The 16,331-nt window shown below is 59.0% G+C and carries 13 protein-coding genes and 3 tRNA genes; 11 read left to right on the top strand and 5 right to left on the bottom strand.

Annotated features, from left to right (window positions below):
• Window positions 1-33: 33 nt before the first annotated feature.
• Window positions 34-2,250 (bottom strand): S-layer homology domain-containing protein, encoded by a 2,217-nt coding sequence (locus tag MCG44_RS12195; RefSeq protein WP_240288490.1) that lies wholly within the window; start codon window positions 2,248-2,250, stop codon window positions 34-36.
• 270 nt (window positions 2,251-2,520) lie between these two features.
• Between MCG44_RS12195 and rsxC the strand changes: the two genes are divergently transcribed.
• Genes rsxC through MCG44_RS12180 form a run of 3 tightly spaced genes read left to right on the top strand, consistent with a single transcriptional unit; the run spans window position 2,521 to window position 6,130 of the window.
• Complete coding sequence (rsxC, locus tag MCG44_RS12190; protein WP_240288488.1) at window positions 2,521-3,849, top strand: electron transport complex subunit RsxC; 1,329 nt, start codon at window positions 2,521-2,523, stop codon at window positions 3,847-3,849.
• Window positions 3,839-5,506, top strand: a complete 1,668-nt coding sequence (locus MCG44_RS12185) for an RnfABCDGE type electron transport complex subunit D (protein ID WP_186851814.1) — start codon at window positions 3,839-3,841, stop codon at window positions 5,504-5,506. Before rsxC ends, MCG44_RS12185 begins: the two co-directional genes overlap by 11 nt.
• Window positions 5,507-5,539: 33 nt before the next feature.
• Entirely contained in the window at window positions 5,540-6,130 is a 591-nt protein-coding gene (locus MCG44_RS12180; RefSeq protein WP_186851815.1) for an Rnf-Nqr domain containing protein, read from the top strand.
• 72 nt (window positions 6,131-6,202) lie between these two features.
• Here the strand turns inward: MCG44_RS12180 and MCG44_RS12175 are convergent, their stop codons facing one another.
• On the bottom strand, window positions 6,203-6,379 hold the full coding sequence (locus MCG44_RS12175) for a DUF1540 domain-containing protein (protein WP_147573160.1): 177 nt from the start codon (window positions 6,377-6,379) through the stop codon (window positions 6,203-6,205).
• Between the two features lie 52 nt (window positions 6,380-6,431).
• Window positions 6,432-7,316: a hypothetical protein gene (locus MCG44_RS12170; RefSeq protein WP_240288486.1), complete on the bottom strand. Its 885-nt coding sequence runs from the start codon at window positions 7,314-7,316 to the stop codon at window positions 6,432-6,434.
• Between the two features lie 198 nt (window positions 7,317-7,514).
• Here MCG44_RS12170 and MCG44_RS12165 point away from each other — a divergent pair, with 198 nt between their 5' ends.
• The 8 genes from MCG44_RS12165 to MCG44_RS12130 all read left to right on the top strand — a co-directional run bounded on the left by MCG44_RS12165 (window position 7,515) and on the right by MCG44_RS12130 (window position 14,789).
• Window positions 7,515-7,727, top strand: a complete 213-nt coding sequence (locus MCG44_RS12165) for a hypothetical protein (protein ID WP_240288484.1) — start codon at window positions 7,515-7,517, stop codon at window positions 7,725-7,727.
• A gap of 137 nt (window positions 7,728-7,864) precedes the next feature.
• Window positions 7,865-8,686: a peptidoglycan editing factor PgeF gene (gene pgeF, locus MCG44_RS12160; RefSeq protein ID WP_240288482.1), complete on the top strand. Its 822-nt coding sequence runs from the start codon at window positions 7,865-7,867 to the stop codon at window positions 8,684-8,686.
• A 44-nt stretch (window positions 8,687-8,730) separates the two neighbouring features.
• Window positions 8,731-10,236, top strand: a complete 1,506-nt coding sequence (locus MCG44_RS12155) for an ABC transporter substrate-binding protein (protein WP_240288480.1) — start codon at window positions 8,731-8,733, stop codon at window positions 10,234-10,236.
• 71 nt (window positions 10,237-10,307) lie between these two features.
• A complete protein-coding gene (locus MCG44_RS12150) occupies window positions 10,308-14,027 on the top strand; it encodes a phosphoribosylformylglycinamidine synthase (protein WP_240288478.1) in 3,720 nt (1,239 codons plus the stop codon).
• Window positions 14,028-14,149: 122 nt separating this feature from the next.
• The gene (locus tag MCG44_RS12145) at window positions 14,150-14,380 is read left to right on the top strand and encodes a phage-shock protein (RefSeq protein ID WP_147573170.1); all 231 of its coding nucleotides are present in this window, start codon (window positions 14,150-14,152) and stop codon (window positions 14,378-14,380) included.
• 119 nt (window positions 14,381-14,499) lie between these two features.
• Window positions 14,500-14,576: transfer RNA gene (locus MCG44_RS12140), tRNA-Met, on the top strand.
• A gap of 38 nt (window positions 14,577-14,614) precedes the next feature.
• Window positions 14,615-14,689: transfer RNA gene (locus MCG44_RS12135), tRNA-Glu, on the top strand.
• 24 nt (window positions 14,690-14,713) lie between these two features.
• Window positions 14,714-14,789 (top strand) — tRNA-Val (locus MCG44_RS12130).
• 101 nt (window positions 14,790-14,890) lie between these two features.
• On the opposite strand, the gene MCG44_RS12125 is transcribed toward MCG44_RS12130, so the two are convergent.
• Window positions 14,891-16,051, bottom strand: a complete 1,161-nt coding sequence (locus MCG44_RS12125; RefSeq protein WP_240288476.1) for a tyrosine-type recombinase/integrase — start codon at window positions 16,049-16,051, stop codon at window positions 14,891-14,893.
• Window positions 16,041-16,325 carry a helix-turn-helix domain-containing protein gene (locus MCG44_RS15180; protein WP_412531147.1) on the bottom strand — a complete coding sequence of 95 codons (285 nt, stop codon included), beginning with the start codon at window positions 16,323-16,325 and terminating at the stop codon, window positions 16,041-16,043. Before MCG44_RS15180 ends, MCG44_RS12125 begins: the two co-directional genes overlap by 11 nt.
• Window positions 16,326-16,331: the final 6 nt, after the last annotated feature.

Genomic DNA, 16,331 nt, shown 5'->3' with positions numbered 1-16,331 from the left:
CCGCTCCTCTTTTAATGTTAGGGGAGGGAGGGCTTAGAACTTGTCGTACAGGGCGCGAATCAGGATGATGGCCTCCTCCACGGTGGTGTTTGCCACAGGAGCGACGCCGTCGCCCTTGCCGCTCATCAGACTATTATTTGTGAGTTTGGCCACAGCGGGCTTGGCCCAGCCGGCAATCTGGTCTACATCGTTGAACCGGCTGGCATCCACCTGGGTGCTGGTGTCGGTCAGGGTGGTAGAGTCATTGGCCTGGTCCACATACTCAATGACCTTGTTCAGCATGACACAGATCTCCTGGCGGGTGATTTTATCGCTGGGGGCGAAGATACCCTCGCCCTTGCCGGAGGTGACGCCAGCGGCCACAGCCTTCAGTACCATGGGATCGCTGGTGTCGGTGAAGGACTGGGTAGAGGGGGTGATCTCCTTGCCGGTGGCCTCTTCAATCAGGTTGACAGCCAGCTCGGCAAACTGCAGGCGGGTGATCTGGTCCTGATACAGGCCCTCGGTGCGGTCGGTGATTAGCTTCTTGTCCTTAGCGTCGGCGATGAGCTCGGCAGCCCAGGCGGAGGGCTGTTGTGTGCCGGGCGTGGGGTCGGCAGGCTGGGTGGAGGTGCCGGGTACATTCAGGGTGTAGGTCTTGCTGGAGCGGGAGAACTGGCCGCCGCTGGCCTCTGCCTTGACGGTGTGGCTGCCGCCGCCCAGAGCGGCCAGGTCGAGCTCATAGTAGTAAGGGGCCTGGGTGCTGGTGTGGACCAGCTTATCGTCCACATAGTATTTGACTGTGTTGGTCTTCTTGCCGGGGAAGCTGACATAGGAGGCCAGCTTCAGTGTGCTGTCGCCAGCGGAAAGGGCGGTCTTGTCCAGCGTTTCCCAGCCGGTGGCGGAGCCGTCCACCTCATCCAGATAGGCGCCGTTGTTGCGGATGGCGTTCTGATAGGTGGAGGACACGGAGGAATTGCCGTTGAGCATATACTTAAATCCGCTGTCGGGGTCGGCGTTGAAGTAGAACACAGCCTTTACCTGGGGGTAGACCATGTTGATATAGGAATAGAACCAGTTAAGCTGCTCCACGGCGAAGGAGGTCAGGTCGGTGCCGGAGCTGTTGCGATAGGCAAAGCCGCACTCGCTGACCATAACGGGCTTGTTGTGGGCCACGGCCAAGTCGATGATGGGCTTGATGGTGACCATGGGGTCATGGTCATAGATGCCAAGGCCGTAGTAGGCGTCATTGCCGTAGCCGGTATAGTCAAAGCTGTAAGAGGAGGTGCCGCTGTAACCGGCATAGTTGGTGTTGTGATAGGTGGACATACCGACCCAATCCACATACTGGTCTCCGGGATAGAAATCGGCAATGGTCCGGTTCCGGTTGCTGATATTGTCCGGGGAGAAAACCATCTGGATGTTGCTGTACCGGCTGGCGGCGTCGGCCACCTTGCGGAAGGCCTGGATATAGGTAGCGGGGTCACAGTCGGACCAGTTGTTCATCTCGGCGCCCACCCGGAGCAGGACAGTGGCATCCAAGCTGCCCAGAGCCCGTAAGCTTTCCTCAATATAGCTGTCAGCGGACAGAACGGCCTGGGCTCCGGCGGTGCCCTCAGGGCTGAAGTTCCAGGCAAACTCGATGACGCCGCCGTTTGCCGCCTCCCGGAAAGCGGGCGAGCAGTCCATGTAGTAGTCGATCCAGTAGTCCACAGAGTAGCTGTCACCGAAGGTGACATAGATCAGAGAGGCGGAGCCGCCGGTGGTGGAGCTGTCCGCCGGGGTGCCATACCAGGTCCCGGTCTTGGGGCCTACCGCATAGGGGGAGGCGCTGTCGTCGCTCTGGGCGTAGATGGTGACATTCTGGGCGGCTTTCAGGTAAGCCATCCGGGCGTCCACGTTGAGCAAGGTATCCTTGTAACTGCGAATGTTCTGGTCCAGCCAGCTGGCAAAGGTGCGCTGCCGTTCCAGCCACAGGATAGCGCCATCGATGTCGCCCTTCATCTCACAGGCCCAGGAGGCCCGGCCAGCCTTGGGCTCTAGGTTGTAGCACACATCTTCGCCCAGGCCCAGGGGCATCAGCAGGTCATAAGTCTGCTGGGCTACGGAGATGACTTGCTCAGGGCTCTTGGCAGCCACAGCCTCATCCCAGGCGGAGTGGAGCTTCCAATAGGCGGAAGGGTAGGTGAAGGCAGAGGCGGTGAAGCACATGCCCGTCACCATGACTGCCACAAGAGCGGCGGACAGCAGTCTGCGCATGTTTTTTTTCATCTAAAATTCCTCCCTTATCCATTTTTACCGCGCGCAAGGCGGCGCAGATATACTTAAATTATAATGTAAAAAATATTTTTAGACAATAGGGCTGGCCGCATAGGGAGAAAATCCTCCCTATTGCGGAAGAAAAACACGGGGATCGGATTGTGAACTTTTCGTGAAAAGGCTGGACAGAAAAGCTGGGTTGGATTATGATATATTCTGCTACAAAATGGAGTTTTACCACGTATTTTCTCCAAAAGAGGGAAAATACAGGGAGGTTAGTCAATGCGAGGTTCCTTTTTCGGGGGAGTACACCCCGTTACAAGAAAAGAGCTTACCCGCCGCAAGCACCTGACCCAGCTGGACCGGCCGCCGGAGCAGGTGGCTATCCCGCTGCGTATGAGTGCCGGAGAGGAATCTGTCCCTCTGGTCAAGCCTGGGGACCTGGTGGAGGTGGGACAGCCAATCGCCGGCCCGGGACCGGGCGGCGCGGCTGTCCATGCCAGCGTATCCGGCCGGGTTTCGGCGATCCGGGAACAGCCCCACCCCTGGGGCGGACAGTCGGTGGCGGTGGTGATCCGTAACGACGGACAGGATACCCCCTGGTCTGGCCGGCCAGAGCCGGTCATTTTGGAGGAGGTCACGCTAGATCTGCTGCTGGACCGGGTGCGGGAGGCTGGCGTCGTGGGCATGGGGGGCGGCGCGGCCCCCACAGTCCAAAAGCTGGAACAGGCGGCCGGAAAAGTGGACACTGTGATTATCAATGGGGCGGAGTGCGAGCCCTATGTCACCGCGGATCACCGGCTGCTGCTGGAGCGCAGTGACCAGATCTTACAGGTCACTCAGGTCCTGGCCCGCTGCCTGGGGGCCCATCGGGCGGTGGTGGTTACCGAGGGTGACAAGCTTAACGCCGCCGAGGTCATTGAGCGCCGCCTTCGAAAACGGGGCGGAAAAGTGGAACTACGTACCCTTCGGACCCGCTATCCCCTGGGGGGAGAGAAGCAGATCATCCAGACCGTCACCGGCCGCGAGGTCCCACTGGGGAAGGCGGCCTGGGAGGAGAAATGTCTGGTGCTGAATGTGGCCACGGTCTTTGCCATTCAGGAGGCCCTGGTGAAAGGAAAGGCCCTGACCCACCGGGCTGTGACGGTCACCGGCGGAGCGGTGGTCCGGCCCCGGAATCTCTGGGTGCCGATCGGCACACCACTGCGCGTTCTGCTGGAGTCCGCGGGGGGGTTGCGGGAGCGGCCTGAGCTGATCCTTACCGGCGGCCCTATGATGGGGGTAGCCCAAGAGGACCTGGAGGCCCCCGTTGTAAAAAATACCAACTGCGTCGTCTGTCTGACGCAGGAGGAGCGAAGACGGGCTGGGCCAGAAGGGGTATGTATCCGCTGTGGGAAATGCGTGGCTGCCTGCCCCATGCACCTGGCACCTATGTTTATTGCCCGTGCCCTCCGTCAGCGGGAGTGGAGGCAGCTGGACCGCCTCCATGTAGAGGACTGTATCTCCTGCGGCTGCTGCTCCTATATCTGCCCGGCCCAGATCCCGCTGGTGGATCTGGTACGACAGGCGGCGGAGCACGTGGGAAAGGGGGTGGACAGCCATGGGGCCTGATTTGATGCCGGTCCGGCGGATGTCCCCCCAGCTGCGGCAGCCGGCCAATACGCGGGCCATGATGGTCGATGTGATGGTGGCTCTGGTGCCGGCGCTGGCTATGGGAGTCTTTATGTTTGGCGTCCGGGTGCTGGTGCTGGCTGCGATCTCTGTGGCCTCCTGTGTCCTGTTTGAGTTTCTGTACCGCCGGATGGTGGGGGAAAGCGACTCCGTCCGGGATCTGTCCGCCTGTGTCACCGGGCTGCTGCTGGCCATGAGCCTGCCGGCCACCGCCTCATACTGGGTGCCAGTGCTGGGCGGGGCCTTCGCCATTGTGGTGGTCAAACAGTTTTACGGCGGCCTGGGCAAGAACTTTATGAACCCGGCCCTGGGGGGACGGATGCTGCTGGCCACCTTCCCCATGCTGATGACCAACTGGTCGGAGGCTATGGACCGCCTCCCCCTGCTGGGAGTGGACGCGGTGTCTGCCGCCACGCCTATGTCTTACCTCCACCAAGGAGTCCTGCCTCCTCAGGAGCTGTCCCAGCTTCTGCTGGGCCAAAGGGGGGGCTGCATGGGAGAGGTATCCGCCTTTATGCTGCTGCTGGGGGGTGGCTATCTGTTGCTGCGACAGGTCATATCTCCCCGTATCCCTCTGGCCTATTTGGGAACAGTCGCCCTGCTTACCTTTTTGTTTCCACAGGGGAATGACCCAGTCGCCTGGATGCTGGCTCAGCTGTGCGGCGGAGGCCTTCTGCTGGGCGCCTTCTTCTTTGCCACCGACCCGGTTACGTCTCCGGTGACACCCAGGGGGCAGCTGATGTTTGGCGTGGGGTGTGGTCTGCTTACCGTGTTGCTACGCTACCACAGCTCCTACCCCGAGGGGGTGGGCTGGGCTATTCTGACTATGAACTGCTGCGTCTGGCTGCTGGACCGGGCGGGGATGCCCAGGCGTTTTGGAGAAAAGAATCTGGCCGCGGTCCAAAGCTGGCTGGGTCGGTTCCGGGCCCATATGTCTGATATCAAATTTGTCAAACCTCAATTCTCCCTGTTCACCAAGGCGCTGCAGGAGGGCAAGATGCCCGGTGAGGCCCATCTGGACCAGATTCGGTCCCAAGCTGTCATCCTAAGCCGCCTGGGGGTGGTGGTGCTTGCTGTGGGTGTGATGATTTTCGGTGTGCACCGCTATACAGACCTGGATACTGTCCGGGCGCAAAATAGGGAACAGAGAGAACTGCTGGCCCAAGTTATGCCTCAGGCTTCCTTCAGTTCGGAAACACCCTATCGGGCCGCCGGCGCTCTCAGTATCCTGGGTGGGTACAGCGGGGAGAATGAACTGCTTGGCTATTGCGTGGAGGTCCAGTCTCAGGGCTTCGGCGGCCCCATCACTATGGTGGTGGGAGTGGACTTGGACGGCAAGGTTACCGGCGTGGCCGTCACCGACCACCGGGAGAACCGGGATACTGGAGCCAAAGCCCTGACCCCTGCCGCCCTCAGCCGATATGTTGGGAAGGCGGGTACCATCCGTGCCTCGGGCAGCAACTCAGTGGACGCGGTCAGCGGCGCGACCGCAACCTCACACGCGATTACCGCCGGAGTCAACCGGGCACTGGCCATCGTGGCTAATCTGGATACAGAAGGAGCGGACATCTACTATGAAGACAGTGAAGCGGGTTGAGTGGTCCGCTCTGGAGAGAGGGGGCGTGGCCCTGTGGCCTCTATTTTGGAACTAGCGGGGGTGGCGTTGGCCGCCTTGCTGTCCGAAAACTTTGTGCTGGTCAGCTGCATGGGCATTGGCACCAGGACCGAGGCATTCCGAGACCCAATGGACGCGGTGCGTACCGGATATTGCCTGACCGCGGTCATGGTACTGGGGGCCCTGTGCGCCTGGCTTATCGACTTTTTCCTGCTGGGGCGGTTCGGCTGGCAGCATTACCGGCTGCTGGTCCTGGCACTCCTCATTCCAGGGCTGGTCGCCGGACTGAGAAAATTTCTGAAGGTATGTATCCCGGAACTGTCCCGCCGGATTGACGGACAACTGAAATCAGTGGCCACCAACTGTGCCGCCCTGGGTTCAGCCCTGCTGATCTCACAGCGCAGTTACAGCCTGCCCGCCGCGCTGATATTCGCTCTGTGCGGAGGAATCGGCGCTACTGTGGCACTGGCCAGCTTTGCCGGTCTGCAAAACGAGGTGGACTTGGAGAGCTGTCCCAGATCCTTCCGGGGAATACCCATTCAACTCATTACGGCCGGGCTGATGGCCATGGCCCTTGTGGGCTACTATGGTCTGCACCTGGACTGAGAGCTTGAAAAGATACAAAGAGAGGCCCGGAGCCAACGGCTCCGGGCCTCTCTTTGTCTTTGAAAAAACTGTTCAGCGGACCTGGCCCAGCTTAAAGGAAGCGCACTCAGTACCCTCGCACTTGGTGGGGGTGCAGTCGCAGCAGCCCACCTTAATGGAATCCAGAGAACAGCAGTTCTGGGGAGCATTGTGGTAGGCGCAGGAGCTTACAGTGCACTTGATGCTGGTGTTGCAGGACTTCTTATCCATATTAAAACCTCCCTTACTGTGGATGGCCTTAGTATGGATTGCCGGGGCAGGATTATTCTTTATCAGAACGATTCTTTTTCGATTTTTTTAAAAGTTTTGGGGTCCAAGGCTCCTGATCCTCGGGCTGAATATCCACAACCTGAGGGATAAACCGCCGGGCAAAGCGGCCTTTCCCACGGCTCTTGACATAGAAATAACCGATAAAGGAGAAAACCACCGCCCCAATAAAGTTGACGAACAGGTCCTTCATGGTGTCCAGGATCCCCACATCCAGATAACCGCCCAGGCCGAGGGAGATCTCCTCCCCACTGCCTGTGACCACGATAACGTCGGCAATGTCCCGGATGATAGTGGGGGTATTGCCCCCGGTGGGGTCCAGCATGACCGAGGAGATGGAGTGGATCACCGCGTCCTTCTGCATATCCAACAGGAAAAACTGGTCCATGGCGCACTCGAAAAACTCCCACAGGACCCCGATGGTCATGGAGAAGCAGAAAGCGACAATGGCCATGAAGGCAGGAGAGAGGGACAGAGAAAACCGTTCTGTCCGGTTCAGCATATCTACCAACGCAAAGCCGATAGCGGCGCAGAGGAAGCCGTTGAGGGTGTGGAGGATGGTGTCCCACCCCCGGAAAGTGGTGTAGTAGGACTGGATTTCCCCCAAAATCTCGGCGGCAAAAATAAAAAGCAGGATGATGATTTCCATGGTGTTGGGCAAATCGATCTTTAGTGCCCGCTCGAAGATGGTAGGCAGCAGAAACAGAATGAGGGTCAGGCCGCAGAGGAACACATTTTCGTAGTTGCCATTAAAAAATTGGGCTACGGCTATGATGATGACCAGAAAGCGCAGCAGAACATAGACCATGGCTACCGTCCGCTTCCGCAGCAGGGCGGAGTTGGCGGAGGATAGCAGGTCCCGTATCTTATGTTTTGCCAAGATGGCCGACCTCCTTGATAATAAGTTTATATAAAAGAAAGTATAGTATGTCCGCGCTGGAAAGTCAAGAAATGGGTAGGCGTTCCCCCTCCTCTCTGCTCCCCTGAAAACAACACGCCCGGTTCAGGAAAGAAAATATCGTTCATCTGTCAAACCGCCGCCCTGCTGGCATAGAATGGGAAGTGGAGGTGATCTTACATGGATCTGCGTAACCAGACCATCACCGTGGGCGAGCTGTTGGACGACCCCAAGTCCAGGGCGGTCTTCCAGCGGCGGTTTGGAAAATTGATGAAACATCCCATGGTGGGGGCCGCCCGGTCCCTGACGCTGCGCCAGCTGTCCGAGATGGCGGCGGTCTATCTGCCTCAGAAGACCATCCAGGATACCCTGCGGGAACTGAGTCAGATCTAGCGCCCAAGCCAGCCGCCTTTTGGCGGAAGTGACCCGAATCCGGGGGAAAAGAAAGATGGTTTTCTTCCATGTAACGGGTTGTCAGCGGCAGGAATTTGGGATAAAATAGAACATCATGAAAAAGAGGGGGGACGGCCATGGATATCACACGTCAGCAGCGCCATGGCGTCCTTTTTTATGCCTGTATGGACCCTGCCTGGTGGGGGGCGGCCCACGGGTTTTCTACTCGGCTGGGTGGGATATCCCCCGCCCCATGGGACAGCCTGGATCTGGGGGCTAACCGGGGGGATGACCCGGCCAATGTCCGGGAGAATTTTGTCCGCTTCTGCGCTGCGGTCGGTACGGATGCCCGGAGCCTGGTGAAAAATCATCAGGTCCACAGCGATCTTGTCCGCCCTGTGACACGGGCTGATATCCAGTCCGACCCAGCCGCCCCCGGCGTCTATGAGGCGGACGGCCTGGTCACTGACGAGCCTGGTGTCTGCCTGACCATCTTTTCTGGAGACTGCATCCCTGTGCTGCTCTATGACCCGGTCCGCCGCTGCATAGCCGCTGCCCATGCGGGCTGGCGGGGCACCGCCCTGGGGATCGCCGCTCGGGCAGCGGAAAAAATGTGCGGCGACTACGGCTGCCGCCCAGCGGATATCCTGGCCGCCATTGGGCCGGGGATTGGCCCCTGCTGCTTTGAGACCCATGTGGACGTGCCCGATGGACTGCGCGGCGGCCTGGGAGTGGAAGCCGACCCCTTTATTCACCCCCTGTCACGGGCGGGGAAGTACCAGGTGGACCTGAAGGGGGCAAACCGCCGCTGGCTGGAGCTGGCCGGCCTGGACCCGGACCATATCTCCGTCTGTGACGCCTGTACCGCCTGCCGCCTGGACATCTTCTGGTCCCACCGGGTCCAGGGGAATGCCAGGGGCAGTATGGCGGCTATGATCCAGCTTCTCCCCACCCCGTGATGGGAAGAAGATACCTCTATCTTTGCCCTGTGAAAGGTTAGTGTATGAAACGATTTTGCGCCTGCCTTCTCTCCGCCGCCCTGCTCCTCTCCCTATCCGCCTGCGGCGGGGAAGGAGAGGCCAGTTCTTCTGACAGCTCCGTGGATACCAGCCAGGAGGAGGTCCGGGAGTCGGAAACGGCGACCCTGACCCTGGCGTTCTATCCTCAGCAGAGCCTGCATCCGGCGCTGTCCGCCAACCGGGCCAACCTGACATTAGCGCCTCTGCTGTACGAGGGGCTGTTCGCCGTGGACGGCTCCTTCACGGCCCAGCCGGTGCTGTGCGAGAGCTATACAGTCAGCCCGGACAAGCTGACTTGGACCTTTACCCTTCGCGGTGGAGTTACCTTTTCCGATGGCACTTCTCTAACGGGAGAGGTGGCGGCCGCCGCCCTGGAATTGGCCAGAGGGGAGGGCTCCCGTTACAGCGGCCGGCTGTCCCATGTCACCTCAATCACCGCTGGGGAGGGGACGGTGACAGTCACACTGGACCAACCAAACGGCTCACTCCCCCTGCTGCTGGACATCCCGCTGGCCCTGGGGGCAGGGGAGCGCCCTGTGGGAACCGGCCCATACCTTTTGTCGGAAAACGGGGAGGAGGCGGAGCTAACCGCACGGGAGAACTGGTGGCAGGCCAGACAGATGCCTGCTGATACGATTTCCCTGAAGATTATGAACAAGAGTGACGAGATGATTTTCGCCTTTGACGCTGGGGATATCTCCCTGGTGGAAGTAGATTTGATGGGGACCAACTCCCTGGGCTACTCTGGCAGCTATGAGACCTGGGATTACAGCACCACGTCCATGATCTACCTGGGCTTCCATACCAGGGCCGGCCTGTGCCAGTCGGCGGAGGTGCGCAAGGCTCTGGGGCGCGGAGTAGACCGGGAGTCCATCGCCCGCATTACCTACGCTACCCACGCGGTCCCCTCCGCCCTGCCTGTCCACCCGGACAGCCCCATGTACGACCGGTGGATTGCCTCCCAACTGTCCTACGACCCGGAGGCCCTGGTGAAGGAGCTGGAGGCGTTGGGCGCGGCTGGCCGGGAGCTGGTACTGTTGGTCAACACCGAGAATATGGCCAAGGCATCTGCTGCCCAGTGGATCGCCGACCAGCTGGAGTCGGCGGGGATGAAGGTCCGTGTGGACAACCTGCCCTTTGAGGAATATATCTCCGCACTGGAGGCGGGACGGTTCGACCTGTATCTGGGGGAGGTGGCGCTCACCGCCGATTTTGACCTGTCCGCGTTGCTTGCCTCGGATGGCGCGCTGAACTACGGCCGCTGGCAGGATGAACAGACCGACCAACTGCTGGCTGCTCTGGCTGCCGCGCCCATGGACAGCAGGGAGGAGGCCGCTTCCGCCCTGTACGCCTATCTGGGGCAGCGGGTCCCGCTGGTGCCGGTGTGCTTTAAAAACAACTCCGTTTTGACGAAGTGGGGAAGACTGTCCGGTTTATCCCCGGTGCGTGGAAACCTGTTTTACGACCTGGAGAACTGGGTTATCTCCTAGAAAGCTGCTGTTATATCCAGGGCGCGGGCTGGCGCCCTTTCATCGAAAGAAAGATAGGTGGAGGAAGAGAAATGAGTGTTTACCGCTGTTATTCCGTAAAAAAGCCCGGCTTTGATGTAGAGGCCAGGGGCTTGTGCAGGGCGCTCCAGGAGCAACTGGGCGTCCAGGGCCTGAAATCGGTGACCGTTTTGAACCGGTATGACGCCGACCAAATCAGTCAGGATGTCTATGACCAGGCCAAGAGTATCGTGTTTTCCGAGCCCCAGGTGGATACGGTGTATGACGAGACCTTTCCTGTCCCCGGCCACCCCCACTCCATCCTGGCGGTGGAGGCCCTGCCGGGCCAGTTTGACCAGCGGGCCGACTCCGCCGCCCAATGTATCCAGCTCATGGCCGGTGTGGACCGCCCTCTGATCGCCTATGCCAAGGTGTATCTGCTGGAGGGGGAGCTGTCCTCCGCCGACCTGGACAAGATCCGGGATTATCTCATCAACCCGGTGGAGAGCCGACAGGCCGCCATGGACAAGCCGGAAACCCTGGTCCGCACCCACGAGGCCCCCGACCATGTGGCCGTGCTGGAGGGGTTCACCGCTCTGGACGAAGGGGGGCTGTCCGACCTGCTGTCCCAGCTAGGGCTGGCTATGGACCTGGATGACTTGAAATTCCTCCAGGCATATTTCCGGGACCAGGAGAAGCGGGACCCCACCATCACCGAAGTGCGGGTAGTGGATACCTACTGGTCTGACCACTGCCGCCACACCACCTTCTCCACCCATCTGGACGAGGTAGAGATCAGCGATCCCGATGTGAAGGAGGCCTATGAGCGATATCTGGCCGCGCGGGTGGAGGTCTATGGGGAGGAGAAGGCCGCCAAGCGGCCCCAGACCCTGATGGACATCGCCACCATCGGCACCAAGACCCTGAGAAAGCGGGGACTGCTCCCCGAGCTGGACGAGAGCGAGGAGATCAATGCCTGCTCCATCAAGGTGCCCGCTGTGGTGGACGGCAAGGAGCAGGACTGGCTGCTGATGTTCAAGAATGAAACCCACAACCACCCCACTGAGATCGAGCCTTTCGGCGGCGCGGCCACCTGTATCGGCGGCTGTATCCGGGACCCCCTGTCCGGCCGGGTGTATGTCCACCAGGCCATGCGCTTCACCGGCGGAGGAGATCCAAGAGTCCCCTTTGAGCAGACGCTGGAGGGCAAGCTGCCCCAGCGGAAGCTGGCTCAGACCGCGGCGGCGGGCTACTCCTCCTACGGCAACCAGATCGGCCTGGCTACCGGCCATGTGGCTGAGGTGTACCACGATGGCTATATCGCCAAGCGTCTGGAGTGCGGCGCGGTTGTCGGCGCGGCCCCTGCGGAGAACGTCCGCCGGGAGCGGCCCGCCCCCGGGGACGTGGTCATCCTCCTGGGCGGAAGGACCGGCCGGGACGGCATCGGCGGGGCCACCGGCTCCTCCAAGAGCCACAACAAGAAGTCCCTGACCACGATGGCCTCCGAGGTCCAGAAGGGCAACGCCCCTGAGGAGCGGAAGATCCAGCGCCTGTTTCGGAACGGTGAGGTGACCCGCCTCATCAAGCGGTGCAACGACTTCGGCGCCGGCGGCGTGTCCGTGGCCATCGGTGAGCTGGCCGACGGCCTGAAGATCGACCTGGACGCGGTACGAAAGAAGTACGAGGGCCTGGACGGCACCGAGCTGGCCATCTCCGAGAGCCAGGAGCGCATGGCTGTGGTGGTGGCCCCGGAGGACGCGGCCAGATTTATCTCCGCCGCCGAGGCAGAAAATCTGGAGGCTTATCAGGTGGCCGTGGTCACCGAGAGCCCCCGGATGGTCATGCACTGGAAGGGCCAGACCGTGGCCGACCTGTCCCGTGAATTTTTGAATACCAACGGCGCGGTGAAGCACGCCAGCGTGTCTATTCCCCGCAAGAGCGATTTGGGCAGCCTTGTTGTGGACCCCGATGGAGCTTGGTTTGGGGAACATAAACGGGAGCATGTACCCTTCCACAGCCTGCGGGAGATGGCCTCCAGTCTGAAATGCGCCTCCCGCCGCGGTTTAACGGAGCGGTTCGACGGCTCCATCGGGGCGGGTAGTGTCCTGATGCCCTTCGGCGGAAAAAATCAGCGCACCCCCGCCCAGGCGATGGCCGCCCTGTTCCCCGTCCTGCCCGGTCAGGAGACCGACCAGGCCAGCGTCATGGCCTGGGGCTTCGACCCAGATCAGATGATGGAAAATCCCTTCCAGGGCGCTTACAACTCCGTAACCGTATCTCTGGCCAAAGTAGTAGCTGCCGGCGGAGACTATAAAAAAGCCTACCTGACTTTTCAGGAGTTCTTTGAGAAGCTCCGGGACGAGCCCCGGCGCTGGGGTAAGCCCTTTGCCGCCCTGTTGGGCGCTCTGAAGGCTCAACTGGACTTCGGCCGGGCTGCTATCGGCGGCAAAGATTCCATGTCCGGCTCCTTCCTGGACAAGGATGTGCCCCCCACTCTCATCTCTTTCGCCATCGCTCCGGTGAAGGCGGGGGAGGTGCTCTCCCCCGAGTTCAAGGAGGCGGGCCATCGGGTCTATCTCTTCCGTCCTTCGGACTGGCCCCGATTCCACAACCTATGTCAGAAAGGACTGGTTCATTCCGCCTATGCGGTGGAGAGCTGTGTGGCCGAAGCTGTGATGAAGATGGCTTTTGGCAACGGGATTGGCTTCCAGGCTGCCGCTGCGGTCCACGGACCGGAGATGTGGTATGTTCCAATGCCTGGTTGGATTGTGGCCGAAGTGGATACAGATTTGGCACGGACTTTCCTCCTGGGCTTCACCGTGGATGTTGCGTCTGTTGATCTGGGCGGCGGTGACCGTGCCCCCATCCAGGAGCTGCTTTCCCTCAATGAGGGCGTGCTGGAGAAAGTTTACCCCACCAAGGCGGGCACCACCGAGACCGTCGCCCCCATCTCCTGGGACAAGCCCTCCGTGGCCGTGTGCAGGCACAAGTCGGCCCATCCGAAGGCGGTCATCCCCGTGTTCCCCGGCACCAACTGCGAGTACGATACCGCTCAGGCCTGCCTCCGGGCGGGCATCGAGCCGGAGATCGTGGTAGTTCGCAACCTGACCACCGATTTCCTTACCCAGTCTGCTCAGGCGCTGGAGAAGGCCATCCGCTCGGCCCAGATGATGGTTATCCCCGGCGGCTTCTCCGGCGGCGACGAGCCAGAGGGCTCCGGTAAGTTCATCGCCTCCTTCCTCCGTTCCCCCGCCCTGGCGGAGGCCATCATGGACCTGCTGAAACACCGGGACGGCCTGATGCTTGGTATCTGCAACGGCTTTCAGGCTCTGGTGAAGCTGGGACTGGTCCCCTACGGCGAGATCCGGGATATGGATGAAAACTGTCCCACCCTGACCTATAACCTGATCGGCCGGCACCAGAGCCGGTATGTCACCACACGGGTCTCCTCGGTCCAGTCCCCCTGGATGCTCAAGAGCAAGGTGGGCGATCTGCATACCCTGCCCATCTCCCACGGCGAGGGCCGCTTTGTAGCGCCGCCCAAGGTCATTGCCGACTTAATCGGCCGGGGCCAGGTGGCTACCCAGTATGTGGACCTGAACGGAAATCCCGCTATGGATATCAATGTGAACCCCAACGGTTCTCTGGAGGCCATTGAAGGCATCTTTTCCCCTGACGGCCGGGTGTTCGGCAAGATGGGGCATCTGGAGCGCCGTGGCCCCTATGTGGGCCGGAATATCCCCGGAAACAAGCATCAACCCCTCTTTGAGTCGGGTGCGGAGTATTTCAAATAACGCATGGCAAAGGCGGCCCCCACGGGCCGCCTCCATTTTTATCTTTTTTTAATCCGAACATAGGGGAGTTTTTAAGAATAGCATGGTAGGATAGCACTGTAAAACACAGGGAGGGATCCTCTATGATCAAACTCTTAACGCTTTCGCTGCTGTGCCTCTTTTTGATTCCAGTGATTTTAGTAGCCCTGCTGCTGTTTAGCATCCCCTTTGCCATCGTCATGGCTGTTTTGCCCTGGCTGTTGCGGATTGCGGCAATTATCCTGCTCCTCCGGGGCCTGATGGAGAGCCCCTTCCACTGGTCTGCTCTGGCGCCGGCCGGAGTAGCCTTTGCCCTGTCTGTCCTGCTGCGGTAGGCCGGGGGGAGATGCCTCCGGCCTGCTCAGGAAAAAACAGAGGAAAAAATGAAATTTCCTGTTGACAAAGGCTGGCAAATCGGATATACTAACTCTTGCCCTGCGTAAGGGAAAAACATGGCGGCATAGCTCAGGTGGCTAGAGCATACGGTTCATACCCGTAGTGTCCCCGGTTCAAATCCAGGTGCCGCTACCATATCAATTACGGGAGTTCTCCCGTTCCCATATAAAAACGGCCCGGTGGTCAAGCGGTTAAGACTCCGCCCTTTCACGGCGGCAACACGGGTTCGAGTCCCGTCCGGGTCACCACCTTATTTATTGCCGTTTCCATATGGAGGCATAGCTCAGCCGGTAGAGCGTCCGCCTCACACGCGGAAGGTCACAGATTCGAGTTCTGTTGTCTCCACCACAAAGTCGCCCAAAACTGAAAGGTTTTGGGCGATTTTGCTTTACTTTCACAATCTTTTTCACCACTTTACTCTCCAAAGGCCTAAAAAGGGCAAAAATCGCTTATCCCGCAAGGCTTTTCCGGCGCAGCATTTGATCCATTACGTCACCCATGCGGCTCATGTCTCCCTCCATCAAATGACCGTAAATATTGAGGGTGGTAGACACGTCGCTGTGTCCCAGAAAACTTTGGATGTCCTTGGCGTCACAGCCGCCCTTACGCAACGTGTTCACCGCGCTATGTCGTAAATCGTGGAAGCGAAACATAGGAAACCCATTGGCTTTTAGGATCCGCTGAAAATGGTGCGTTACAAAATCCGGGTCAATGGGTTTTCCGTTTTCTTTTGTGCAGACATACCCGCTGTCGGTGTAACAATTTCCAAAGAGATCCTTGCTCTGCTCCTGGCGCTTCTTTACAGTGAGAAGGTACTTCCGCATAGTGGGGGTAATGGGTAAGTGGCGGCGGCTGGTAGAGGTTTTGGTGTTGTCGGTAAAGATGACTTCACCTTTGCATTTGATGGTGGTGTGGCAGACAAAAATGGTATTTGCTTGGAAATCGACTGCATCCCACCGGAGACCACAGATCTCACTTCGCCTCATACCGTAGTTGACCGCAAGCCAGACGACGCTTTCCAAAATGTCCCCACGGAACAATTGAAGCAAGGTGTTTAGCTGCTCAGGGGTGAGGGCGACAGCCCCTTGATAGCGTTGCAGTTTCGGGAGCGTCACCCGATCCATTGGATTATATGAGATCAAATCCAGCTTGACTGCATAGGCCAAACTTTGACGGATGTTGGAGACGTATTTGCGCATGGTCTTGGGGGAAAGTCCTTTGCTGCATCTGTGGTTGACATAGCTTTGGATCAGCGCGGGAGTCATGTCCTGAAGACGGACTCCCTGAAAGGGGACATATTGGCAAATGTTGTTGTTAAATACTTTTTCGTATTGCTCAAATGTGTTTGCACGAACAGCCATGCGGATCACATCGTTGAGCCAATCCCTCATGAAGTCAAGAAACAATCTGTCTTTCTGTACTAGCGCCGTTACCGATTGTTTCTGCATTTCGGTCAAGTACTCGTCCAACATTTGCTGGGCCTTCCGTTTGCTTCCGCGCTTTTCGGGGATGCCGGTGCTCTTGGACTTTTGCCTACAAACACCCTTCTCATCTTTGAAAGAAACGGTCATATAGTAGATACCGCGTTTTACTTGTAGGCTACCTGTCATATTGTACTCCTTCCTCTGACAGGCTCGCATTTCCTACCGATTCTTTATTCGAATTATAGCACCTTTCGTTGCTATCCTCAACAGAGACAAGGCCCTGTTGAAGATATTCTGCAACGTATTTTCGGGGGATTCGGATGCTGTTTCCAATTCGAATATGCCCGATCTTCTTCTCTCGGATCAAGCGGTAGGCAGTGCTTCTGCTGATTTGCAGAAACTGTTGAAGGTCTGAAATCGTTAAGATATCAGGAATGTGCTCTGTGCTGCTGTGAATCATGGTGTT

Source organism: Lawsonibacter sp. OA9 (assembly GCF_022440585.1).
This window is presented reverse-complemented; position numbering and strand designations above follow the sequence as displayed.